This window comes from Dyella subtropica (assembly GCF_026283965.1).
In the GTDB taxonomy this organism is placed as follows: Bacteria; Pseudomonadota; Gammaproteobacteria; order Xanthomonadales; family Rhodanobacteraceae; genus Dyella_D; species Dyella_D subtropica.
This window is the reverse complement of the sequence record NZ_JAPDPD010000001.1, coordinates 144,034-166,074: the sequence shown is the minus strand read 5'-3', so window position 1 is coordinate 166,074 and position 22,041 is coordinate 144,034. Positions and strand designations below refer to the sequence as shown.

Below are 22,041 nucleotides of genomic sequence, written 5' to 3'. Positions count from 1 at the left end.
ATGGATTTCGATTTTTCGGCGATTCTGCTCGGCCTTACCGTGCTGTTTGGCGTGGTCTGGGGGCTTGATCGCCTGTTCTTCTACAAAAAGCGCAAGGCCAAAGCCGAAGCTGCCGGGCAGGACCTGCAGGATCCGGTGCCGGTCGACTGGGCGCGTTCGTTGTTCCCTGTCGTGTTGGTGGTGCTGTTGCTGCGCTCGTTCGTGGCTGAGCCGTTCCGCATTCCGTCCGGCTCGATGATGCCGACGCTCGATGTGGGTGATTTCATCCTGGTTAACAAGTTTGCTTACGGCCTGCGCATGCCGGCCTTCAACAACAAGTTCGTGAGCCTCGGCGAGCCGAAGCGCGGCGACGTGGTGGTGTTCCGCTTTCCTGGTTATCTGTGCGAGCTGGGCGGCAAGCTGGTGCGCAGCGGCGACCAGAGCTGCGCCGATCCGCAGGCGCCGGTGCAGGCGCAGAACTGGATCAAACGCGTGATTGGCCTGCCGGGCGACCGCATCGAGATGCATGGCGATCGATTGCTGATCAACGGCGAGCCGGTAACCGCGGACGAAGTGGGCCCTTATACGGGCAACCCGAAGCGTGACGAGTCTCGCCTGATGCTGGAAATGGGCGCCACGGTGTGGACCGAGCACCTGCGCACCGAACAGGGCGTGCCGGTGAACCACCTCACGGCGCGTATGCCGGCTTACAACAGGCCGCCGCCGATCCCCAATGACCGCGTGCCTTCGGTGGTGCCGCAGGGCTGCTATCTGGTGATGGGCGACAACCGCTACAACAGCACCGACAGCCGTTGGTGGGGCTGCATGCCGGAGCAGAATCTGGCCGGCAAGGCGTTCCTGATCTGGCTCAGCTGGAAGGGCGTGGACGCAGGCTGGGTGGACTTTTCACGCATCGGGCGAGTCATCCATTGAGCAAAGCGTGACGGCGGTCGGCCAAGGCAAGCGTGACGGCGACCCGCCTTGGCGCGAGAATCGACCCGGCGTAATGCCGGGTTCGCGGCAACGTGACACCATTCCACAACAAGTGGCGGGACCGCCGCCGGTGCGGCATAGCGAGGGGACTATGAAATCGAAGCAGTCGGGTATCACCCTGATCGGGTTCTTGATGGTGCTGGTCGTGGCGGCCTTCTTCGGCTACATGGCGATGAAGCTGGTGCCGCCATACACCGAGTTCATGGGCGTGAGCAAGGCGATGAACCAAGTCGCCAGCGGCGGTGTGGAAGGCAAGACGCTGGACGACATCCGCCGCGATCTGATGTTCAAGATGGGCTTCCAGTACGTGGACGATGCCACCATCAAGCCCAAGGACATCACGATCGATCGCAAGAACAACGCTGCGCAGTTGCGTGTCTCCTACGACAAGCGCGTGCCGTTCATCTACAACATCGATTTCCTGCTGCATTTCGAGAAGAGCGTGACGTTGCAGGGCAACGTGGGCTACTGAGGTTTTTTTGACCAAACTGACATACCGTTTCCGTGATCCGGCACTGGCGCAACTGGCACTGACTCACCGCAGCGCCGGCAAGCCGAACAACGAGCGGCTGGAATTCCTCGGCGACGCACTACTGGGTGTAGTAGTCGCCGAGCTGCTTTACGAAGCACACCCCAATGCCAGCGAAGGCGAGCTTTCGCGCTTGCGCGCACAGCTGGTGAATGGCCAGGCACTGGCCGTGATAGCCCGTGAGCTGGAGTTGGGTGACGGGCTGAAACTGGGTTCCGGCGAGCTGAAAAGTGGCGGCTTCCGCCGCGAGTCGATCCTGGCGGACGCTTTCGAGGCCCTGGTGGCGGCGATCTATCTGGACAGCGATTTCGCTACCTGCAAAGCGGCGGTGCGCGAGCTGTTCGCCGAACGGGTGGCGGCGATTCCGCGTTCCTCCAAAGACGCCAAGACGCGGTTGCAGGAATGGTTGCAGGCGCACGGCTGGCCGCTACCGCTTTACGAGCTGAAGGACAGCCACGGCGAGGATCACGCGAAGACGTTTGACGTCTCTTGCGCGATCGTCGAACCCGCGCCGATCAGTGCCGAGGGCCGCGGCGGCAGTCGCCGCGCGGCCGAGCAAGATGCGGCTGAAGCCGTTCTGCGCCAATTGCAGGAATCCAAATCATGAATCACGACAACACCATTGACCTTGGCGCACCGGCCGAACTGCCGCACGACGACTTCCGCTGCGGCCCGGTAGCGCTGTTGGGACGACCCAACGTGGGCAAGTCCACCTTGCTCAACGCGCTGATCGGCTTCCGCCTTTCCATCGTCAGCCCGCGTCCGCAGACCACACGTCATCGCATCCTCGGCATCGCCACCAGCGAGGCGGGGCAGATCCTGTACGTGGATACGCCAGGCCTGCATCGCGGCGCCAAGCGCGCCATGAACCGCAGCCTCAACCGCGCCGCGCGTTCGGCGATCAGCGAGGTCGATCTGGCCGTACAGGTCATCGAGTCCGGCCGCTGGACCGACGAAGACCAGGCGCTGTACGAAGCGCTGGTCGAGCAGAAGGTGCCGCGCCTGCTGGTGATCAACAAGGTCGACCTGGCCAAGGACAAGTCGGCCATGCTGCCGTTCGTCGCCGGCTTGATGGAGCAGCACAGCTTCGACGAGGTCTATTACGTCAGCGCCCTCAAGCAAAAGGGATTGAAGGAGCTGGAGCAGGGCATCCTCAAGCGTCTGCCGGTGCGGCCGCCGATCTACGGTGAAGACGAAATCACCGACCGCAGCGAGCGCTTCCTGGCAGCCGAGATGGTGCGCGAGCAGCTGATGCTGCGGCTGGATCAGGAGCTGCCATACGCCACCACGGTGGAGATCGAGCAGTTCAAGGACCGCGAGGATGGTGTGGCCGAGATCCATGCCGTGATCTGGGTCGAGCGCGATAGTCAGAAGGCCATCGTGATCGGCGCCGGCGGCGCTCAACTCAAGGCCATCGGCACCTCTGCCCGTCGCAAGATGGAGCACATGTTCGAACGCAAGGTGTTCCTGCGCCTGTGGGTGAAGGTGCGCGAGGGCTGGGTCGATGACGAGTCCATGTTGAAGAAGTTCGGCTACACCGACTGATCGCCATCGGCGGGAAAAGGTGGCTGTACTGACCTCAGCCGCTTCCGCCTTCGCCCTCCATCGCATGCACCTCGAACAGCAACCCGCTTACGTGCTCCATGCGAGGCCCTATCGGGAGACGTCGCTGTTGCTGGAATGCCTGACCCGCGACCACGGCCGCCTTGGTGTGGTCGCGCGGGGCGTGCGGCGCGAGCGGGCGCGTGTGCAGCGAGCGCAGCTGGAGCCTTTCCAGCCACTGGCGCTGGATCTGTTGCTGCGTGGCGAACTGGCCACGCTGCAAGGGGCCGAGGGTGTGGGCGCGCCCCAGCGCCTGGTGGGCGATGCCGGTCTGGCCGGCCTCTATCTCAACGAACTAGTGGTGCGGCTCACGGGGCGGCAGGATCCGCAACCCGAACTGTTCCACGCCTATGCGCAAACCCTGGCGCGACTCGCCAGTGGAGAACCTTTGGCATGGACGTTGAGGCGTTTCGAACGCGATCTACTGGAAGCGATCGGCTATGCCCTGCAACTTGAGTTCGATGGCGACTCGGGTGAACACATCACTCCCGAACAGCACTATCGCTATCAGATGGAACTCGGCCCCACCGCATGCCGGCCTGATCTGCCTCATGCCTTGCGCGGCAGCGATCTGCTGGCGCTGATGCAGGACACCATGCCCGACCCAGCGGGCCTGTCGGCCCTGCGCGCGATGATGCGTGAGGTCATCCGTTTTCATCTCGGCGGCACCGAATTGCGTGCCTGGCGCGTGCTGGCGTCGGCGATGTCGCGTCGCTGATCTCTGTTCAGGCGGAAGCGGTGCTGGGGCCCAGCGCCTCGATGGTTTCAAGCAAGGTGGTACGGAAGCGCTCTCGCAGTGCCGGTGTCACCACGTGCCCGAGCTTGAGATGGTCCTGCATCTGCACCACGCGCGCGGCGAGTGCCGTGGCGCCGCAGAAGCCGCAGGAGGAGCGCAGGCGATGCAGGCGATCCGCAAAGCCGTCGTTGTCTGCCATGGAGGCGTCCAGATCCTGATAGATGCCCACCAACTCATCTCGCAGCAGGTCGCGCATGGCTTGCATGATCTGGGGGCTGCCGGTGCTGGCCAGGCCCTGCGTGTCGTCGAGCAAAGGCAGTGTCGAGGCGTCCGGCCGGATCAACGCCACGATGCGGCGCAGGTCGGCCAGGTCGCAAGGCTTTTGCAGCACCTCGCTGAAACCGGCTGAAAGCAGGCGCTGGCGCTCGCCCGCATCCATCTCTGCGCTGGTGGCGACGGCTGTGCTGTCCGCCGAAGGTGCTTCCGGGTCGCCGCGTAGCTCGCTCAGCACTTCCTGGGCACCGGCACCGGGCATGCGGCAATCCAGCAGCAACAGGTCGTAGGCTCGCTCGCGGCCACGGGCGATGGCGGCGGTGCCATCGTGGCAGGCTTCGGCATCCAGCCCGAGGGTGCGCATCGCTTCCACAAGGAATAGACGGCTGGCGGGGTCGTCATCGGCGACCAGAACACGCAGCATGGGATGGCCGGAAGGAGCGGCAGGCGAGCCGTTGGTAAAGGTGTTGAACATGACGAGTCCATGTCGTTCAGCTGATTTTGGCAGAATGGCGCGACATGCGTCCGACATCAAGCCATCTTTTGTTCTATTTGTGCACCCTGTTCGGTTTCGGGCTGGCGATGCCGGCGCGGGCGGATATCGTGTTGGACGCCAAGCGGGTCAACATGCCAGGCGTGAAGCTGCAGGACCTGCAAGTGCGGATGGGCGAAGACGGGCAGGGTGGTCTTCGGCTTACCTTGCAGGCCGCCAAGGCCGAGGTGCCGGCGCTGGGTTGGCGGCGTATCGGCCTCAATGCGCAGGGCTCCCTATTGCGCGACCCACATCTGCGTTGGTTGTTCGATGGCGGCGTGCAGCTGGCTGGGGCGCCCGGCAATGCGCTCAGTGACGCCAAGCTCAGCATGGTGCTGGACGATGCCGCCAACACGCTGCAGATCGACCTGAGCCAGGGGCGGGCGCAGGCGAGTACCGCGCTGCCGCTGGACCAGCCCACCCATGCCCAGATCAGCCTGAAGGATCTGCCCGCCGGGTGGCTGCAAGGCCTGCTTGGCACGATGTGGTCCGGCCGGACCACGGCCGGACGCGTCGATGCCGACCTGGCGCTCGATGTGCAAAAGAACGGCATTCAGACCTCGGGACAGTTCGGACTGAGCGACGTAGGCTTCGATACGCCTTCCGGCACGCTTGCAGGTCAGCGTGTGAACGGCAGTGGCCGGCTCCATGTGGATACCACCAACGGCCCGGCCCGGATCGGGCTGGACGCCAGCCTTCGCGGCGGCGAGCTGTTGCTCGGTCCGATCTACGCCAAATTGCCCGATCACCCCGTGCAGCTGGCCCTGGATGCCAGTGCGCATAACGGAGCCCTGGAACTGGGGCGGTTGCGAGTGGGCGATGCCGATGCCATGCAGTTGGAAGGCTCGCTCGCGTTCGATGCCAAGGGCGAGCTGCAGAAGCTCAAGCTCGACAAATTCCAGGCAAGTTTCCCCGCAGCGTACCAGCGCTATGGACAGGCGTGGCTGGCGACACTCGGCATGCGCAACATGCGCGTGTCCGGACAAGTGGGCGCCACGCTTGATCTCGGCAGCGATGGCCTGCACAGCTTCTCCTTCGACACCGGCGGCATCGACTTCGCCGATGGTGACGGGCGCCTGGCGGTGAGCGGTTTGCGCGGCGGCATGGATTGGGCCCTCCACGGCACGCGACCAGCCACCACCATGAGCTGGCGTGCCGTGCAGATCTACCGCTTGGCCAACGGCGCCGCCCAGACGAGCTGGCAAAGTCGAGAGGGTAGCCTCGGTTTGCAGAAGCCGGTCGACGTCCCGTTGTTGAACGGCCATCTTCGCGTCGGCGATCTGGACTGGAAGCCGGCGGCAGCCAAGGGGCGTCGCCTGTCCACGTCGTTGGCGCTGACCGGTGTCGATATGGCGGCCTTCAGTCGTGCCATGGGCTGGCCGGAGTTCCCCGGCACGCTCGGCGGCGCCATTCCCGCGTTGCGCTGGGTGGACGACCGTTTCGAGCTGGAAGGTGGCCTGTCAGTCAACGTGTTCGACGGTTTCGTCGATGTCACCCGGCTGTCGCTGCAGGAACCATTCGGCACCAGTCCGGTGCTGGCCGGCGATATCAGCCTGCGCCAGCTTGATCTGGGGGCCATGACCAGCGTGTTCGACATCGGCAGCATCACCGGCCGCATGGACGGCTCGGTCGAGAACCTGCGCCTGGTCAACTGGAATCCGGTGGCGTTCAAGGCGCAATTGCTCGCCGGCAGCGGCGGACGCATCAGCCAGCGCGCGGTGAACAGCATCGTCTCGGTGGGCGGGGGCGGTATCGCGGCTGGTCTGCAGGGCGCGGTGCTCAGGCTGTTCAAGACCTTCGGCTACAAACGCATCGGCCTCAACTGCGTCTTGCAGGGCACGGTCTGCCGTATGGGCGGCTTGGACGGCGACGCGGACGGCTACACTATCGTCGAGGGCAGCGGTCTGCCTCGCCTGCAGGTGGTGGGTCATCAGACGCAGGTCGATTGGCCGACCCTGGTGCGCCGTCTGAAAGCCGCCAGCGAGGGCGGCGGACCCGAAATTCATTGAGTGCAGGGGTGCTCTGAACCAGTCTACGCAGCCATCACCGGCTCTGTCTGCGCGCAGATGCGTGGTGCGTTGGCGCAGGCAGACTGGCCGTCTGTCAAGCCGGCGCGCCACGGAGCTGTGGGCAGACAGAGCCGGCCCTCACATGTTGAATTGGAATGACAGGGTGATGTGTGGGAGGCCCGCAGCCTGCGGCCCACGTCTAGGCAAGGCAGCCAGCCTTGCCGTCGCCACGCGCCACACCCTGTGTGCCTCCCACACATCATGATGGCCGCGTAGACTGGTTCAGAGCACCCCTTAGGAGTTGATCATGCGCAAGCTCGTCTATCTGTTGCTGACCTCGCTGTTCGTCGCCCTGGTGGGTTGCGTCACGATCAACGTGTATTTCCCCGAGGCGGCGGCGCAAAAGGCCGCGGATCAATTCATCGGCACCGTGCTGGACAACACCAAGCCCGCAGCCAAACCCGCGGACCAGGACGCCAAGCCCGCGCCGGCCAAACCCGGCAAGCAGCCCTCGGCGATGTTGCTGGATCTGCTGATTCCAGCCGCCTATGCGGCCGAGACGCCGGACATCCGTATCCAGACCAGCACCACCGAAGCAATCCGCGCGCGCATGCAGGAACGCTTCCAGGGCGGTCTTGGCGCGTTGTTCGATAGCGGTGCGGTGGGTTTCACCAAGGACGGCCTGATCGCCGTGCGCGATGCCTCCAAGGTCCCGTTGAACCAGCGTGCCGAGGTCAGTGCCACGGTTGCCGACGAGAACCGCGATCGCAGCGCGCTGTATCGCGAAGTGGCGAACGCCAACAACCATCCGGAATGGGAGTCGCAAATTCGCGCGACCTTCGCCAAGGGCTGGATCGAGCGAGCTCGCGCCGGCTGGTATTATCAGGACGCCTCGGGCGCGTGGAAGCAGAAGTAAACCGCTGCCGCGCCTCTCTCTCACTTTTCTGTCGCCCGGACCTTGCTAGTTCGGGCGCGCGTCTTTTGTAAGTTGCGATGAAAGAATTCGAAGCCACCATTACCGACCTCAGCCACGACGGCCGCGGTGTCACCCACATCGACGGCAAGGCCGTGTTCGTGTCCGGCGTACTGCCCGGCGAAGATGTGCTGCTGCGCATCCGCAAGCGTCACCGCCATTTCGACGAAGCCGAAGTGGTCGAACTCCGCACCCGTTCGCCGCATCGCGTCGAACCGCTGTGTCGCCATTACGGCCAGTGCAGCGGTTGCTCGCTGCAGCATCTGGATGCCGAATCGCAGATCGTAGCCAAGCAGCGCGTGCTGGCCGAAAACTTCGAGCGCATCGGCAAGGTGGTGCCCGCTTCGTGGCTGCCGCCACTGACCGACCAGCCCTGGGGCTATCGCCGCAAGGGCCGTCTATCCGTGCGCAATGTGGTGAAGAAAGGCCGCGTGCTGGTCGGTTTCCGCGAAGAGGACAACCCGCGCTTCGTGGCCGATATCGAACAATGCGAAGTAGCGCACCCGGCGCTGGGTCCGAAGATCGGTCTGCTGGCCGAACTGGTCAGTGCGATGGATGCGGCGGCCGATATCGCGCAGATCGAATTCGCCGCCGGTGATGACACCGTGGCTTTGGTGTTCCGTCACCTGAAGCCGCTGAGCGAACGCGATCTCGCCGCACTCACCGCCTTCGCTCAACAGCACGACTTTGCGATCTACCTGCAACCCGGCGGCATCAGCAGCGTGCATCCGCTGTGGCCGGAGCATCCGCGCCTCGCCTTCCGTATCGCCAGCGGTCGCGATGATGTGCAGGATGTGGAACTGGAGTTCCGCCCGCTCGACTTCGTGCAGGTCAACGCCGGCATGAACCAGCGCATGATGGCGCGTGCCATGGAGCTACTCGATCCACAGCCGACCGACAGCGTATTGGATCTGTTCTGCGGCCTTGGCAACTTCACCCTGCCGATCGCCCGTCGCGTGGCCGACGTGATGGGGGTGGAGGGCGAACATGGCCTGGTGGAGCGCGCCGCCGCGAACGCGATGCGCAACGGCATCAACAACGCCCGCTTTGAAGTCGCCAACCTGTTCGAGGACCAGCGCAACGCCGCGTGGGCCAAGCAGTCCTGGGACAAGCTGTTGCTCGACCCGCCACGCGCCGGTGCCGACAAGGTGCTGGAGTACCTGCCGCATCGCGAGACGCGTCGCATCGTCTACGTGTCCTGCCACCCGGGCTCGTTGGCGCGCGATGCGGGCATCCTGGTGCAGAAGCATGGCTTCCGCCTCAGCGCGGCGGGTGTGATGGATATGTTCCCGCACACCGCGCACGTCGAATCGATCGCGCTGTTCGAGCGGGACTGAGCGGCGATGGGTATCGAGATCGAACGCAAATTCCTCCTGCGCAGCGATGCCTGGCGTCCGTCGGTCGAACGTAGCGAGCGCATTGCGCAAGGCTATCTGGTGGGCGCGCAAGCGTTTCGCGCCGGTCATGCGCGTGCCTCGGTACGCGTACGCCGGGCCGGCGAGCACGCCTGGCTCAATATCAAGTCCGCCCATCTCGGCATCCAGCGGGCAGAGTTCGAATATCCCGTGCCGCCGGCCGATGCCGATGCGATGTTGGCCAGCCTGTGCGATGGCGTGCTGGAAAAGTTTCGCCACATCGTCACCATCGAAGGCGTAGTGTTCGAGATCGATGAGTTCCTCGGCAACAACGCCGGGCTGGTGGTGGCCGAAGTGGAACTCGATGCACCGGATGCCGCTTATCCGCGTCCCGATTGGCTGGGGCGCGAAGTCAGCGATCTGGCGCGTTACTACAACGTCGGTCTGATCGACTATCCCTACTCGCACTGGACGCAGGCGGAGCGGGATGCCGACGATGCACCGAACCCGGGAGAGCACGCCGCATGCTGATGATCGGTTTGGCCGGATTGGCATTGTCCGATGCGGAGCGCACATGGCTGACTTCGCCGGGCGTCTCCGGGGTGCTGTTGTTCGCTCGCAACTTCGCTTCGCGCGAGCAGGTTACGACCCTGATCGAATCGATTCGCGAGGTGGCCGGTGAGGACTTCCTGGTCGCCGTCGATCAGGAAGGTGGCCCGGTACAGCGTTTCCGCGCCGGCTTCACACGCTTGCCGGCGCTGGCCAGCGTTGGCGACATCTACGATCGCCATCCTGCAGAAGCCGTGCGCCTGGCCGAGGAACACGCCTGGGTGATGGCGAGCGAGATGCGCGCCATCGGCGTCGATTTCAGCTTTGCGCCGGTGGTCGATCTGGCACGCGGCAACGCAGCCATCGGCCTGCGTGCCTTCCATGCCGATCCCACCGCGGCGGCCGAGCTGGGCTCGGCCTATGTGCGCGGTATGCATCTCGGTGGCATGGCCGCCGTGCTCAAACATTTCCCCGGTCATGGCTCGGTGGCGGTGGACACGCACCAAGCCGAGGCGATCGATCCGCGCAGCCTGGACACGATCCGCCGCAACGACCTGCATCCGTTCGCCGAATGCATCGAAGCGCGCGTCGAGGCGGTGATGATGGCGCACGTGATCTATCCCGCGGTGGACACGCAGCCTGCCGGTTTCTCCAAGGTGTGGATCCAGCAGATCCTGCGCAACGAGCTGGGCTTCAAGGGCGCGGTGATCAGCGACGACATCAGCATGGCCGCGGCCGGTGCGGCGGGAGGCGTTGCCGCTCGCGTGCATGCGCACCTCGACGCCGGTTGCGACCTGGTACTGGCCTGCTTCCCCCAGGTGGTGGAAGAAGCCATCGCCGCCGTGCAGGGCCGTGCCGCCAGCGCGCCCGAACGCCTGGCCGCACTGCGAGGTGCGTTGGGCGCCACATGGGAAGGGCTTACCGATAACCCGCAGCGCGATCGCTTCATCGCGCGCATCACGGCGCTGGACGCCCAGGAAGACAAGGCATGACGACACCGACCACTCCCGTTCCCTCGCTCAGCGCCGCGCTGGCCTCTGCCGATCTGCTGGTGGATCGCGCCACGCTGGAAGGTGTGATCGCCGACCTGGGTCGCCGCATCGACGCCGCGCTGGATGGCGAACGCGCCGTGTTCCTCACCGTGATGAATGGCGCGTTGATCTTTGCCGGCCATCTCGCGCTGGCGATCCGCACGGACTTGGAATTCGACTACGTGCACGCCACCCGTTACCGCGGCGAGACCTCGGGCAGTGAACTGCATTGGTTGCGCGAGCCGCTGGTGTCGCTGGAAGGGCGCACCGTGCTGCTGGTGGACGACATCCTCGACGAAGGCCACACCCTCAAGGCGGTACGCGATGACTGCCTGCGCCGTGGCGCACACCGCGTACTGATCGTGAGCTTGTGCACCAAGCAGCACGACCGCCTGGTCGACGGTATCGCTGCCGACTTCAATGGCGTGGAGCTGCCTGATCGCTACGTGTTCGGCTTCGGCATGGACTATCACGAGCAGGGTCGCAATCTGCCGGGCATCTACGCACTCAAGTAGGCCGTTCTTCTCGCGCAGGGAACCGGAGTCCCCATGAATATCCTCGGTATCTCAGGCAGCCTGCGGGCTGCCTCGTTCAATACGGCGCTGCTGCATGCGGCGCAGGAGTTGGCGCCCGCCAGCATGAACATCGACATCCATCGACTGCACGACCTGCCGCTGTTCAATCAGGATGTGGAAGAGCAGGGCGACCCGGCGCCGGTCACGGCGCTGAAGCAAGCGATCGATGCCGCTGACGGTCTACTGCTGGCCTGCCCGGAATACAACGGCGGCATCAGCGGCGTGCTCAAGAACGCCATCGACTGGGCCTCGCGTACGGGTCGCGACCGCAAGACGCCAGCACTGACCGGCAAGATCGTTTGCATCATGGGCGCCAGCCCCGGCATCACCGGCACCGTACGCGCGCAGGACGCGCTGCGCCTGGTGCTGCGTCGCGCCGGTGCACAGACCGAGCCGCAGGGTGAAGTGCTGGTCTTCCAGGCGCACACCAAGATTGTCGAGGGCCGTTTGACCGACGAGCGCACCCGCGATGCTCTGTCCCGGCATCTGCAAAGCTATGCCACTCGTCTCGCTGCCTTGCGTAGCTGAGTTTCGCCCCATCGAACACCGTCCCATTGAACAGCAGGATTGACCCGTGAATATCGACCTAGCCGTCATCGGCGGCAGCGGCTTGTACAGCTTCCCCGGCCTTGAGAACGCCACTAGACACAGCGTGGATACGCCGTTCGGCCCGGCTTCGGGCGACGTCGTGATCGGCGACTTCGCCGGCAAGCGCGTGGCCTTCATGGCGCGCCACGGCGAAAGCCACACCGTGCCGCCGCATCGCGTGAATTACCGCGCCAACCTGTGGGCGCTGCACTCGCTCGGCGCTCGCACAGTGATCGGCGTTAATGCGGTCGGCGGCATCCGTGCCGACATGGGTCCGCGCGTGATCGTGGTGCCCGATCAAGTTATCGACTACACCCACGGCCGCTACACCAGCTTCTGCGATGTGGAAGGCGCGGAGGTGAAGCACATCGATTTCAGCGAGCCGTACACCGAGTCGCTGCGTCGCAACCTGATCAACGCGGCGTCCCAGGCGGGCATCGCCGTGATCGATGGCGGCTGTTACGGCGCGACACAAGGGCCTCGCTTGGAAACACGTGCCGAGATTGCTCGCATGAAGCGCGACGGTTGCGATCTCGTCGGCATGACAGGCATGCCGGAGGCCGTGCTTGCACGCGAGTTGGATCTTGCTTACGCCTGTCTTGCACTGGTCGCAAATTTCGCTGCTGGTTGCGGCGACGAAGCCGAAATCAGCATTGACGAAATCTTCACGCACCTTATTGCAGCTACCGCCGAAGTGCCGCATATTCTTGCCGCGTTGCTTAAAAGCTAAGCAGAGTTGCCTACCCTGTCATGGCAATAGACTCTTGGATATTGCACTTTGCTATGAAACATGTTGATACTTCGCTGTGCCAGGGGCGGCGGACCAAGGGGTTGTGGTGGTTCTATGCGAAACCATGGCGCATCCAATCCATGATTCAGAGGTTCACGCAATGCGTTTCGGTACGGTCAAGTGGTTTAACGACGCCAAGGGTTTCGGCTTCATCGCACCTGAGGACGGTGGGGAGGACGTGTTCGTCCACTTTTCGGCGATCAATTCCAAAGGCTTTCGTAGTCTGCAGGAAGGCCAGCGCGTGAAGTTCGAAGTGACCTCGGGCCCGAAAGGTGCCCAGGCTTCGGGCGTCGAAATCGCGTAATTGATTCGGCGAGCCGACGTTGCGTCGGCCATCGATGTAATACGAAGCTCCGCGCTGCAAGGCGCGGAGCTTTTTATTTTTCTGGAGAAGATACATGGCGGATCGGAGAGATTTCCTCAAGGCATCGCTACTCGGCGCATCGGCCATGGCATGGGCCGGTCAAGCGATGGCCGGTCAAACGATGGCGAGTACTAGCGCGAAGACGAAGCAGGCGGGCGGCGCCATGAAGCCCAGGGTGATTTCCACCTGGGATTTCGGCATCGCGGCCAACCAGGCCGCGTGGGCTGTGCTCAGCAAGAACGGCCACGCACTGGATGCCGTGGAAACCGGCGTGCAGGTACCCGAGGCGGACCTGAAGAACCACAGCGTTGGCCGCGCCGGCTATCCCGATCGCGACGGCCGGGTCACTCTCGACGCCAGCATCATGGATGCCGACGGTAACTGCGGCGCGGTCGCTGCGTTGGAACACATCGCACATCCCATCCAGGTGGCGCGCCGTGTCATGGAACGCACACCCCATGTGTTGCTGGTCGGTGACGGCGCCTTGCAATTCGCGCAGGAGCAGGGCTTCAAGAAAGAAGAGCTGCTGACGCCGGAATCCGAACAGGCCTGGCACGAGTGGTTGAAGACCGCGCATTACCAGCCCAGCGCCAACAGCGAAATACTTGATTACGGCAGGCGCGACCAGGGCAAAGGCAGCCTGCCGGGCGGCAAAGACAACCACGACACCATCGGCATGCTCGCCATCGATGCGCAGGGACGCCTCGCTGGCGCCTGCACCACCAGCGGCATGGCGTGGAAGCTGCACGGCCGTGTCGGCGACAGCCCGATCATCGGCGCCGGCTTGTATGTCGACGGCGACGTCGGCGCAGCCACTTCGACCGGTGTCGGCGAAGAAGTGATCCGCAATGCCGGCAGTTTCCTGGTGGTGGAGTTGATGCGCCAGGGACGCTCGCCGCAGGAAGCGTGCCGCGAAGCCGTGATGCGCATCGTCAAGCGCCGCCCGCATGCGTCCAAAGACTTGCAAGTCGGTTTCCTGGCCATGAACCGCGAAGGCGAGATCGGCGCCTGGGCGATCCAGCCGGGCTTCTCCTACGCAGTCTGCGATGCCGCCAAGCAGGACGGCCTGGTGCCGGCCAGGAGTGTCTACTGACATGGCCGATGGATTCATGCTGGAGGTGGCGGCCAACTCAGTCGCTTCCGCCGTCGCCGCGCAGGACGGCGGCGCCGGAAGAGTTGAGCTGTGCACCGCGCTCGAACTCGGTGGCCTCACCCCATCCGCCGCCCTGATCGCCATGGTGCGCGAGCAGTTGCGCATACCGTTTTATGTGCTGATCCGGCCGCGCGCTGGCGACTTCCTCTACAACGATCTCGAATGCGAGTTGATGCAGCGAGACATCGAAACCTGCGCCGCGCTCGGCTGCGACGGCGTAGTGCTGGGCGTACTCGATGCCGATGGTCGCGTGGATCAGGCGCGCTGCAAAACACTGATGCATGCTGCCGGCGATATGGGCATCACCTTCCATCGTGCCTTCGACCTGACCCAGGATCCGGAACAGTCGCTGGAAGACATCATCACGCTCGGTTGCGAGCGCGTACTCACTTCGGGAGCGCAAGCCAGCGCGATAGAAGGTGCGTCACTGATCCGCAAGCTGGTGGCGCGGGCTGATGGGCGCATCGCTGTCATGCCAGGTGCGGGTGTCACAGCCAAGAACATCGCCGCACTCGCGGCAGCCACCGGCGCGCACGAGTTTCACGCTTCGGCCAAGCTGCTATTACCTTCCGGCATGCGCCATCGTCGGCCGGTACTGCATGACATGGAAGGCGGCGAACTGCGCAGCGATGTGCAGCAGGTGCGCGAGCTGGTCGCCGAACTCCACCGCCTGTAGGAGCGCACCCTGTGCGCGATGGGTGCTTGGAAGGCGCCGCGCGAAGAGCATCGCGCACAGGGTGCGCTCCTACAAAACCCTCGCGCTGTGAACTACAGCTCGGCCGCGCGGGTGGCTTCGCGAAACCTCAGGGGCGGAGGGAGTTGAACTCGAACTCTGCTCAACGACCTCCATCCCTGAGGTAGTAGGCCCCAAGATCAAGAGCAACGCCGCGTCGTAGATTGGGATGAGATGCGCCGGCAACTCCCCAATGTGCCGCCCATCGTGCTCCCAGTTCCTATTCATAGGTCTGCGTCACCAACTTGGGTGGTGCAGCCGATTGCGCGCTCAAGTATTGGGCGAAGTAGGCGACCAATCGATCCGAAGCCAGCGGTGTTTCGGCCAGGCTCACCACGGACAGCGCATAAGCCTGCGCGGCATGCCCCGGGCTGGCCGTGGCCTGTTCGGTACAGTTGTATCGGCGAGGCGTACCGGCTTCAGTAGTCTGGATGCGCTGCAGCCCGACCGAGCAGGTGGGCTCCACGATTGCACCGGAGAACATCACCGTGCCGCCATCGGCATGTGCGGCAAACGCCGCGATGGTTAATGCACAACCTGCCAGAGCCTTGCGATTGAAGTGCCACATATCGCCTCCTCACACATCCACGCAAATAGATGGATGTCTTCGGGCTCTGTGGATCACTTCTAGGGGTCTTTAATGACACGCTCGCGTATGTCTTCAAAATGTGATGCGCGTTTTTCAAAAGCGCGATTTGCATCACGCTTGAAAGCGATGGCCTCCTTGCGCATCGATGCTTTGTGTGAGCTCACGGATTTCGCTAAACAAATGCGACCACGAAATGCGACTTGGATCACGTCTGATGCCATAGCGCTGTAGCGTGCAGAAATTTTGAATGGGGTCACGCTACGCCCCGAGTATGGGTGATATGCGAATGCGCTCTACGTCACATTTGGACGCAGCCGCCTCCTCGCCACACCCGATGGCCAAGCCCCTGGCACGGCTGCCGCATGGTTCGCGGTATCGCTACAAAAGCCATCGCGCACAGAGCCTGCCCCGGACGGAGGGCGCTCCAATCCTCACGCCACGAACTGCAGCCTCGCCAGTTCCGCATACAGCCCGCCCTCGGCCAGCAGGCTCTCGTGCGTGCCCTGGGCCACGATACGGCCGCCATCCATCACCACGATGCGATCTGCGCGCTGCACGGTGGCGAGGCGATGTGCAATGACCAGGGTGGTGCGGCCCTTCTCCAACCGTTCCAGCGCCTGTTGGATGGCGGCTTCGGATTGGGCATCGAGCGCTGAGGTGGCTTCGTCGAGCAAGAGCAGCGGCGCGTCGCGCAGGATGGCGCGGGCGATGGCGATGCGTTGGCGCTGGCCGCCGGAAAGGCGTACGCCGCGCTCGCCTAGTTCAGCGTCGTAGCCGTTACCGAGGGCGCTGATGAAATCGTGCGCTTCGGCGGCGTGGGCGGCGTCCCGCACTTCATCGTCGCTGGCGTCCTGCCGGCCAAAGCGGATGTTGTCGGCCGCGCTGCCGCCGAAGATCACGGTTTCCTGCGGCACCAATGCGATCGCACCGCGCAGGTCGGGCAGGGTGAGCGCGCGCAGGTCGACACCATCCACGCTGATGCGCCCGCGTTGCGGGTCGTAGAAGCGCAGCAGCAGCGAGAACACCGTGCTCTTGCCGGCACCGGAGGGGCCCACCAGCGCCACTGTTTCGCCGGGCCGGATCTGCAGATCGAAGTCGTATAGCGCCGCGGTGTCCGGGCGGGTGGGGTAGTGGAAGTTCACCTGCTCGAAGCGCAGCGCGCCGCTGATCGGCTTGTGCAAAGGCGTCGGCGTGGCCGGGCTGGTGATATCGGCGTGTTCGTTGAACAGTTCGCCGATGCGCTCCATGGCGCCTGCCGCGCGCAATACGTCGCCCCAGACTTCGGAGAGTCCCGCCACCGAGCCGGCGGCAAAGATCGCGTACAACACGAACTGGCTGAGCAGGCCCGCCGTGAGGTTGCCGGCCAGCACGTCGCGTGCACCGATCCACAGCACCAGGGTGATCGCGCCGAACATCAGCACGATCACGGTGGCGGTCAGCAGTGAACGCGTGCCGATGCGCTTGCGCGCGGTGGCCAGGGCGCGGGTGATGGCGCTGCCATAGCGTGTGCTTTCGATGTCCTCGCGCGCATAGGCTTTCACCGCTGGGGCGGCGTTGAGCGTTTCGTTGGCGATGGCGGCGGCATCGGCCAGCCGGTCCTGGCTGGCTCGCGATAGTTTGCGCACGCGGCGGCCGAATATCAGGATCGGCAGCATCATGGCCGGGATCACCAGCGCGGTGAATCCGGCCAGTCGCGGGATGGTCCACACCATCGCCACTACGGCGCCGATCAGCGTCACCGTGCTGCGCAGCGCTACCGAAATGCCGGAGCCGATCAGCGCCTGCACCACTTCGGTATCCGTGCCCAGGCGCGAGATCAGCTCGCCCACGCGACTGCGTTCGAAGAAGCCCACATCAAGCCGGATCACATGCGTGTAGAGCTTGGAACGCATCGACGCCAGCGCGCGCTCGCCCAGCAAGGTGATGCAGAAATAGCGGGCGGCGGTAGAGGCGGCCAACACCAGCGCCACACCGAACAGGCCGAGGAAGGTGGCATTGATGGTGGCGGCGCTAGCGGCGCCGAAGCCCTGGTCGATCATGTGGCGCACCGCCATCGGCAGCACCAGGGTCGAAGCCGAGGAAATGCCGAGGAACACCAGCCAGCCGATGGCCAGTGATCGATGCGGCCTCATGAACGGCCAGAGCTGGCGCAATGCGCCAATGCGGCGCGTGGGTGAAGTGTTGGTCGCCGGAGGTACGCTCATGAAATTCGCCGCATGCTGGATCTGTCCCTAATGGGGACCTTAGTTGGGCGATTCAATCACAGCTTCCGCTGCCGAGGTTACGCCCCGGCTGATCTCGGAGCGAAGGCGGGGCGCGCAGTCTCACGCTCCGGGTGCCGCAGGCGATCACGCAAGCGCAGGAACGGACGCTCCACAGCGTAATAAAGCAGCGCGCCTCCGGCGAACGTAGCCACGGCGTAGACGGAGAATGCCGCCAGCCCATGCACCTGCGGGTGCTCCGCCAGCATGGCCTGCACCAGATGGAACACGATCTTGTGGCTCAGATAGAGGCTGTAGGAAACCAGTGCGATCCAACCCACGGCGGGCACTCGCCACCTTCCCAGCCAGCTTGCCGGGCTCGTGCCTGCCGCCACCACCAGCGCGAAACCCCACGACAGCAACGGATAGCCGATGACCGTAGAGAGCAGGCCGGTGCGGTCCTGGAACAACCCGATAGCGAGCGCCAAAACGACGCATCCCGCCAGCAGCCAGAGGTTGGCCCGTTCCTGCATCCGCTGCCACATGGCAGGTCGATAGGCCTGGATGGTCGCAAGCACGACACCCGCCAGCAGGCCGTCGATGCGGTTGTAGGTGGGGTAATAGATGACTTCGACGAAACGGTCATCCATGTGATGCCAGAGATAGCCGCGCATCACCATGCCGCCGATGATTATCGCCACGCAGACCGCGACGAACTTGCCGACGGAAGGATTCCGCGCCAACCACCAGGCCAGCAGCGGGAACAGCAGATAGAAATGTTCTTCCACACACAACGACCAGACATGCGAGAAGGCCTGGTTGTGCTCGTAGTCGATCAAAAAATTGACGGTATAGGTGAGGAACTGCCACAGCGGCTGGATGCCATCCGCCTCGCGAGCCCAGGGCAGGGAGAAATAAATGGCGAGTACCACCAGATACGCCGGCACCACCCGAAAGGTGCGCCGCACATAGAAGCGCCCGAATGCCAGTGGCTTGCCCTGGCTTAGCGGCTTCAGCAGCTGTGAGCCGATCAGGTAGCCGCTCAATACAAAGAACAGATCCACACCCATCCAGCCACTCGACTGCAAGCTACCGAAGGGTTCGCCCAGCCCACCTACGATGTAGGAGTGGAAAAGCATCACCCACGCAATGGCGATGGCGCGCAGCAGATCGAGGCCGGGCAGGCGGTGCATGGTGTTCCTTTTCCCCTGGGTTCCATAGGCGAGCCAGTAGCCGTTGCAGCGCTGACCGAGCGCGAGAGTTTGCATTTGCACCGGGTTAGCGACAAGGCAGCGTGATGACTTTTTGGTGGCAACGGATAAGGCTGCGTATCTGTAGGAGCGCACCCTGTGCGCGATGGGTGCTTGGAATGGCACCGCGTGAAGAGCATCGCGCACAGGGTGCGCTCCTACAGGGGGTCAATCCAGCCGCCGCGCCTCGATCCGTCCCCGGCTGATATCGGTGATTCGTGCCTGCGCATCGGCTACCAGACTTTCCGGCAGACACAGTTGCAAGGTCACGCCGGTTGCGTCGAAATCTTCTTGCTCAACGTGCACGCCGAGCTCTTTCAGTCGTGCCCTGAGCAAGGCGAGCTCCGCGAACTCGCAATGCAAGCCCAGCCGTGCCATCGCAATGATGGGTAATCGCTCCGCCAAGCGCAGACATTCCGCCGCGGTGCCGCCGTAAGCGCGCACCAATCCACCGGCCCCCAGCTTCACGCCACCGAACCAGCGCGTAACCACCACTACGGCACGGTCGATGCCCTGGCCTTCGATGGCTTGCAGGATAGGGCGGCCCGCGGTGCCGCCGGGCTCGCCGTCATCGTTGAAGCGATAGTCCTGGCCGATGCGATAGGCCCAGCAATTGTGCGTGGCGGCCGTATCACTCACCTGCCGCACGAAGGCCAGTGCTTGTTCTGGCGTATCTACCGGTGCGGCCTGGGCGAGGAAGCGGCTCTTCTTGATGTCCTCGGCATGTTGGCACGGCCCCGCAAGGGTATGAGCCGTTGCGCTCATGGTGTGAGCAGCTGCGTACGCAGATCGTCGGGTAGCGGGTAGTCGGGGTGGTCGCGATGGAAGTCCGCCAGTCGCTGCCGTGCTTCGTTGCGATGAGTGGACGAGAACAGATGGCGAATCTTGTCCAGCTCCTGGGCTGGCGTGTCGTTGGGATCACGCGCCGTGTCGTTGTCCATGGTTGGCGCGGGTGCCGGTGTGGCCTGATCCATAGCGCGAGGCGCTGCCATCATGCGGCTCTGTGGCGCCATCGACTCCGCTTTCGCTGCATCGCCGGATGCCAAGGGCATAGGGCTGGCGTAGGTGGCGGCTTGCTCCGCAGCGGGTGGGGCGGGCACGGGCGCTTGCAGCGCCTCAGCGACCGGTGCGATCTGGGACGGCGCTGCAGGTGCGTAGCGCTGGACTTTCATGGCGGTCACGGTGGCCTGCCCAGCACGCAAATGCGGTGTCGTGGGCGATGGTGCGGGGGCCGCGGCGGCAACGGGTTGATCGGCAACGGGTGCCGCGGCCTCGCGCACGTTCGCCGCCGCCTGCACTGGCGAAGCACGATCCGCCGAAGCGGGCTCCGCTGAAGTACGTTCCGCTTCTATCGTGGTCGCACCGGGCGAGGGCGGTGTTTGCGTCAGGGGCATGTCACGCATGCGCCAGCCCAGGCCGGCGGCCAGCACGAGGACGGCCGCGCTGCCCAGCGCGATGGGCCAACGGGTGCGCCGGTGCGCCGCAGGCTGCACCGCCTGTGCCGCGGCACGCAGCACGGCCGCATCGAGCGCCGGGCCGGGCTCTTTCTTCGGCAGCTTGCGATACAGCGCCGCCAGCTTGTCCTCGCCGGGCAAACGTTCGTCGTCGGGATGATGCGTATTCATTCGGCCAGCTGCTCGCGCAGTTTGTTCATGGCATAGCGCAGGCGCGACTTCACGGTTTCGCGGCCGACGCCGGTGACTTCGGCGATGTCCTCCAGGCTCAGATCCTGCTCCAGGCGCAGCAGCACCACGGTACGCTGTTCGTCCGGCAACTGCTCAATGGCCCGTTGCAGCAGGCGCCGGCGTTCAAACTCAGACAGAGCATGCTCCGGCTGCTCATGCTGCGGAATCTCCACGTTGGCCAGCGCCAGCTCGGCCGCTTCGCCTTCCACCATCGGCCGCTTGCGGCGATGGCTGTCGATCAGCAGGTTATGCGCGATCTGCAGCAGCCACGTAGTGAACTTGGCCTGCGGCTGATAGCGCGTACGCGCCGCGATCACCCGGCTCCAGGTGTCCTGGAACAACTCGTCCGCCAGCGCCTGGTCACGACAAGTACGCAGCAGAAACCGGTACAGCGTGCCGCGGTGGCGCGCGTACAGGGCCTCGAATGCGCTCAGGTCGCCCTGCGCATAGGCCAGCATCAGCGTCGCGTCCTCATCCACCGTGGCATCCATGGGCGGCGAGGGTAAGCGAAATCGCCGATGGGAGTAAGCCGGTGGGGAGGTGTCGGGTGGGCCGAGTGCGTTCATCTCTACGGATGAAACGCGCTGAGACGCCGGATGGGGTTAGGGCGATCGGGTTTAAGCCGATCGTTGGGAAGAGCAAGGCGAACAGCTGGCAGGCGAAGCAGCGCCACCTGGGCATGCCTGCCATCTCTGTATTACGCGGCCCTAACAATACGTTCGGACAGAAATTGAACGGCGCGAGCAACGACCCCTGGATCGCCCACGACACGGCGATGGCCAAGCCCGGCGGTCACCTCCAACAGGGACCCGGGTGACGCTTGATGCAAACGCTGCGACTCGGATACGGGTATCTCGCGGTCATCCTGGTCATGGATGAAAAGCGCCGGATGGTTGAGGTGATGCGAGAGCGCTTCCGCATCGAGATCGGCCACGGGACATCCTATGGCGGATTCCACGCGTTGCTTGAACGCGGGCATCGCATCTCGTGGCAGACCCAGTGCATAGGCGTAGCCCCGCAGTATGTTGTTCAACGAAGCAGGGCCGGCGATATGCACGCTGGCCTGCACGTCCAGGCCTTTCCCGAACGCCCAAAGGCTGGCCGGTGAACCCGCCGAATGGCTGATCAATCCGGCGATCGGGCCCACGGCGTCGGCGACAGTCAGCAAGGCGCGCCCGAGATCGACGACGTTCGATCGGTGCCCGGGAGAATCGCCATGTGCTGGTGCGTCGTAGAGCGTGACAGCGAGGTTCGCTGCCAGTAGTGGCTGCAGAAAGGCGCCAAGGTGCGAGCCGCGACTATCCCAGCCATGACAGAGCAACACTCGCGGTCCGGTGCCCCATGACCAGAGATGGATAGGGTGGTCCGCGTGCATGACCTCGCTTGGCGTTCCTGTGGCAAGCATGGCGTTTTCGTCATCGCGCGCCGCTACGCGCTTGGGCGTAAGGAACATCGTCGCCAGCTCATCGATATTCACCGAAGAGTTGGAAGAGGGGGATTCCATGAGTACCTCCAGGCGAACTGTGAAGTTTTCTTACATCCACTGGCGTCA

General features: G+C 64.2%; 24 protein-coding genes. 16 read left to right on the top strand and 8 right to left on the bottom strand.

Annotated features, from left to right (window positions below):
- The 5 genes from lepB to recO all read left to right on the top strand — a co-directional run bounded on the left by lepB (nt 1) and on the right by recO (nt 3,821).
- Nucleotides 1-912, top strand: coding sequence for a signal peptidase I (lepB, locus tag OUZ45_RS00655; RefSeq protein ID WP_266167941.1), 912 nt, complete (start codon nt 1-3; stop codon nt 910-912).
- A gap of 151 nt (nt 913-1,063) precedes the next feature.
- Nucleotides 1,064-1,444: a DUF4845 domain-containing protein gene (locus tag OUZ45_RS00650; RefSeq protein WP_266167940.1), complete on the top strand. Its 381-nt coding sequence runs from the start codon at nt 1,064-1,066 to the stop codon at nt 1,442-1,444.
- A gap of 7 nt (nt 1,445-1,451) precedes the next feature.
- Nucleotides 1,452-2,108 (top strand): ribonuclease III, encoded by a 657-nt coding sequence (rnc, locus tag OUZ45_RS00645; RefSeq protein WP_266167939.1) that lies wholly within the window; start codon nt 1,452-1,454, stop codon nt 2,106-2,108.
- The gene (gene era / locus OUZ45_RS00640; protein WP_266167938.1) at nt 2,105-3,046 is read left to right on the top strand and encodes a GTPase Era; all 942 of its coding nucleotides are present in this window, start codon (nt 2,105-2,107) and stop codon (nt 3,044-3,046) included. The genes rnc and era overlap by 4 nt, the downstream gene beginning before the upstream one ends.
- 64 nt (nt 3,047-3,110) lie before the next feature.
- A complete protein-coding gene (gene recO / locus OUZ45_RS00635; RefSeq protein ID WP_266168332.1) occupies nt 3,111-3,821 on the top strand; it encodes a DNA repair protein RecO in 711 nt (236 codons plus the stop codon).
- Nucleotides 3,822-3,828: 7 nt separating this feature from the next.
- On the opposite strand, the gene OUZ45_RS00630 is transcribed toward recO, so the two are convergent.
- Nucleotides 3,829-4,587 (bottom strand): response regulator, encoded by a 759-nt coding sequence (locus OUZ45_RS00630; RefSeq protein ID WP_266167937.1) that lies wholly within the window; start codon nt 4,585-4,587, stop codon nt 3,829-3,831.
- 44 nt (nt 4,588-4,631) lie between these two features.
- On the opposite strand from OUZ45_RS00630, the gene OUZ45_RS00625 reads away from it, so the two are divergent.
- The 11 genes from OUZ45_RS00625 (at nt 4,632) to OUZ45_RS00575 (ending at nt 14,707) form a co-directional block, all read left to right on the top strand.
- Nucleotides 4,632-6,653 (top strand): hypothetical protein, encoded by a 2,022-nt coding sequence (locus tag OUZ45_RS00625; protein ID WP_266167936.1) that lies wholly within the window; start codon nt 4,632-4,634, stop codon nt 6,651-6,653.
- A gap of 307 nt (nt 6,654-6,960) precedes the next feature.
- Complete coding sequence (locus OUZ45_RS00620; RefSeq protein ID WP_266167935.1) at nt 6,961-7,569, top strand: YdbL family probable chaperone protein; 609 nt, start codon at nt 6,961-6,963, stop codon at nt 7,567-7,569.
- Nucleotides 7,570-7,646: 77 nt separating this feature from the next.
- A complete protein-coding gene (gene rlmD, locus OUZ45_RS00615; protein WP_266167934.1) occupies nt 7,647-8,963 on the top strand; it encodes a 23S rRNA (uracil(1939)-C(5))-methyltransferase RlmD in 1,317 nt (438 codons plus the stop codon).
- Between the two features lie 6 nt (nt 8,964-8,969).
- Nucleotides 8,970-9,512 (top strand): CYTH domain-containing protein, encoded by a 543-nt coding sequence (locus tag OUZ45_RS00610; RefSeq protein ID WP_266167933.1) that lies wholly within the window; start codon nt 8,970-8,972, stop codon nt 9,510-9,512.
- Nucleotides 9,506-10,522, top strand: coding sequence for a beta-N-acetylhexosaminidase (gene nagZ / locus OUZ45_RS00605; protein ID WP_266167932.1), 1,017 nt, complete (start codon nt 9,506-9,508; stop codon nt 10,520-10,522). The genes OUZ45_RS00610 and nagZ overlap by 7 nt, the downstream gene beginning before the upstream one ends.
- Nucleotides 10,519-11,076, top strand: a complete 558-nt coding sequence (locus tag OUZ45_RS00600; RefSeq protein WP_266167931.1) for a hypoxanthine-guanine phosphoribosyltransferase — start codon at nt 10,519-10,521, stop codon at nt 11,074-11,076. The genes nagZ and OUZ45_RS00600 overlap by 4 nt, the downstream gene beginning before the upstream one ends.
- A 33-nt stretch (nt 11,077-11,109) precedes the next feature.
- On the top strand, nt 11,110-11,664 hold the full coding sequence (locus OUZ45_RS00595; protein ID WP_266167930.1) for an NADPH-dependent FMN reductase: 555 nt from the start codon (nt 11,110-11,112) through the stop codon (nt 11,662-11,664).
- A 46-nt stretch (nt 11,665-11,710) separates the two neighbouring features.
- On the top strand, nt 11,711-12,454 hold the full coding sequence (locus OUZ45_RS00590; RefSeq protein WP_266167929.1) for an S-methyl-5'-thioinosine phosphorylase: 744 nt from the start codon (nt 11,711-11,713) through the stop codon (nt 12,452-12,454).
- 160 nt (nt 12,455-12,614) lie between these two features.
- Entirely contained in the window at nt 12,615-12,818 is a 204-nt protein-coding gene (locus tag OUZ45_RS00585; RefSeq protein WP_266167928.1) for a cold-shock protein, read from the top strand.
- A 94-nt stretch (nt 12,819-12,912) separates the two neighbouring features.
- Nucleotides 12,913-13,971, top strand: a complete 1,059-nt coding sequence (locus tag OUZ45_RS00580; RefSeq protein WP_266167927.1) for a glycosylasparaginase — start codon at nt 12,913-12,915, stop codon at nt 13,969-13,971.
- Between the two features lies 1 nt (nt 13,972).
- Nucleotides 13,973-14,707: a copper homeostasis protein CutC gene (locus tag OUZ45_RS00575; RefSeq protein WP_266167926.1), complete on the top strand. Its 735-nt coding sequence runs from the start codon at nt 13,973-13,975 to the stop codon at nt 14,705-14,707.
- A 277-nt stretch (nt 14,708-14,984) separates the two neighbouring features.
- Here OUZ45_RS00575 and OUZ45_RS00570 read toward each other — a convergent pair whose 3' ends face one another.
- From OUZ45_RS00570 to OUZ45_RS00540, 7 genes are all read right to left on the bottom strand, one after another.
- On the bottom strand, nt 14,985-15,332 hold the full coding sequence (locus OUZ45_RS00570; RefSeq protein ID WP_266167925.1) for a hypothetical protein: 348 nt from the start codon (nt 15,330-15,332) through the stop codon (nt 14,985-14,987).
- 452 nt (nt 15,333-15,784) lie between these two features.
- A complete protein-coding gene (locus OUZ45_RS00565) occupies nt 15,785-17,557 on the bottom strand; it encodes an ABC transporter transmembrane domain-containing protein (protein ID WP_266167924.1) in 1,773 nt (590 codons plus the stop codon).
- Between the two features lie 77 nt (nt 17,558-17,634).
- The gene (locus OUZ45_RS00560; RefSeq protein WP_266167923.1) at nt 17,635-18,747 is read right to left on the bottom strand and encodes an acyltransferase family protein; all 1,113 of its coding nucleotides are present in this window, start codon (nt 18,745-18,747) and stop codon (nt 17,635-17,637) included.
- Between the two features lie 225 nt (nt 18,748-18,972).
- Entirely contained in the window at nt 18,973-19,569 is a 597-nt protein-coding gene (locus OUZ45_RS00555; RefSeq protein WP_266167922.1) for an IMPACT family protein, read from the bottom strand.
- On the bottom strand, nt 19,566-20,429 hold the full coding sequence (locus tag OUZ45_RS00550) for a hypothetical protein (RefSeq protein WP_266167920.1): 864 nt from the start codon (nt 20,427-20,429) through the stop codon (nt 19,566-19,568). The genes OUZ45_RS00555 and OUZ45_RS00550 overlap by 4 nt, the downstream gene beginning before the upstream one ends.
- Nucleotides 20,426-20,980, bottom strand: a complete 555-nt coding sequence (locus OUZ45_RS00545; RefSeq protein ID WP_266167919.1) for an RNA polymerase sigma factor — start codon at nt 20,978-20,980, stop codon at nt 20,426-20,428. Before OUZ45_RS00545 ends, OUZ45_RS00550 begins: the two co-directional genes overlap by 4 nt.
- Nucleotides 20,981-21,186: 206 nt before the next feature.
- The gene (locus tag OUZ45_RS00540) at nt 21,187-21,993 is read right to left on the bottom strand and encodes an alpha/beta fold hydrolase (RefSeq protein WP_266167918.1); all 807 of its coding nucleotides are present in this window, start codon (nt 21,991-21,993) and stop codon (nt 21,187-21,189) included.
- Nucleotides 21,994-22,041 lie beyond the last annotated feature (48 nt).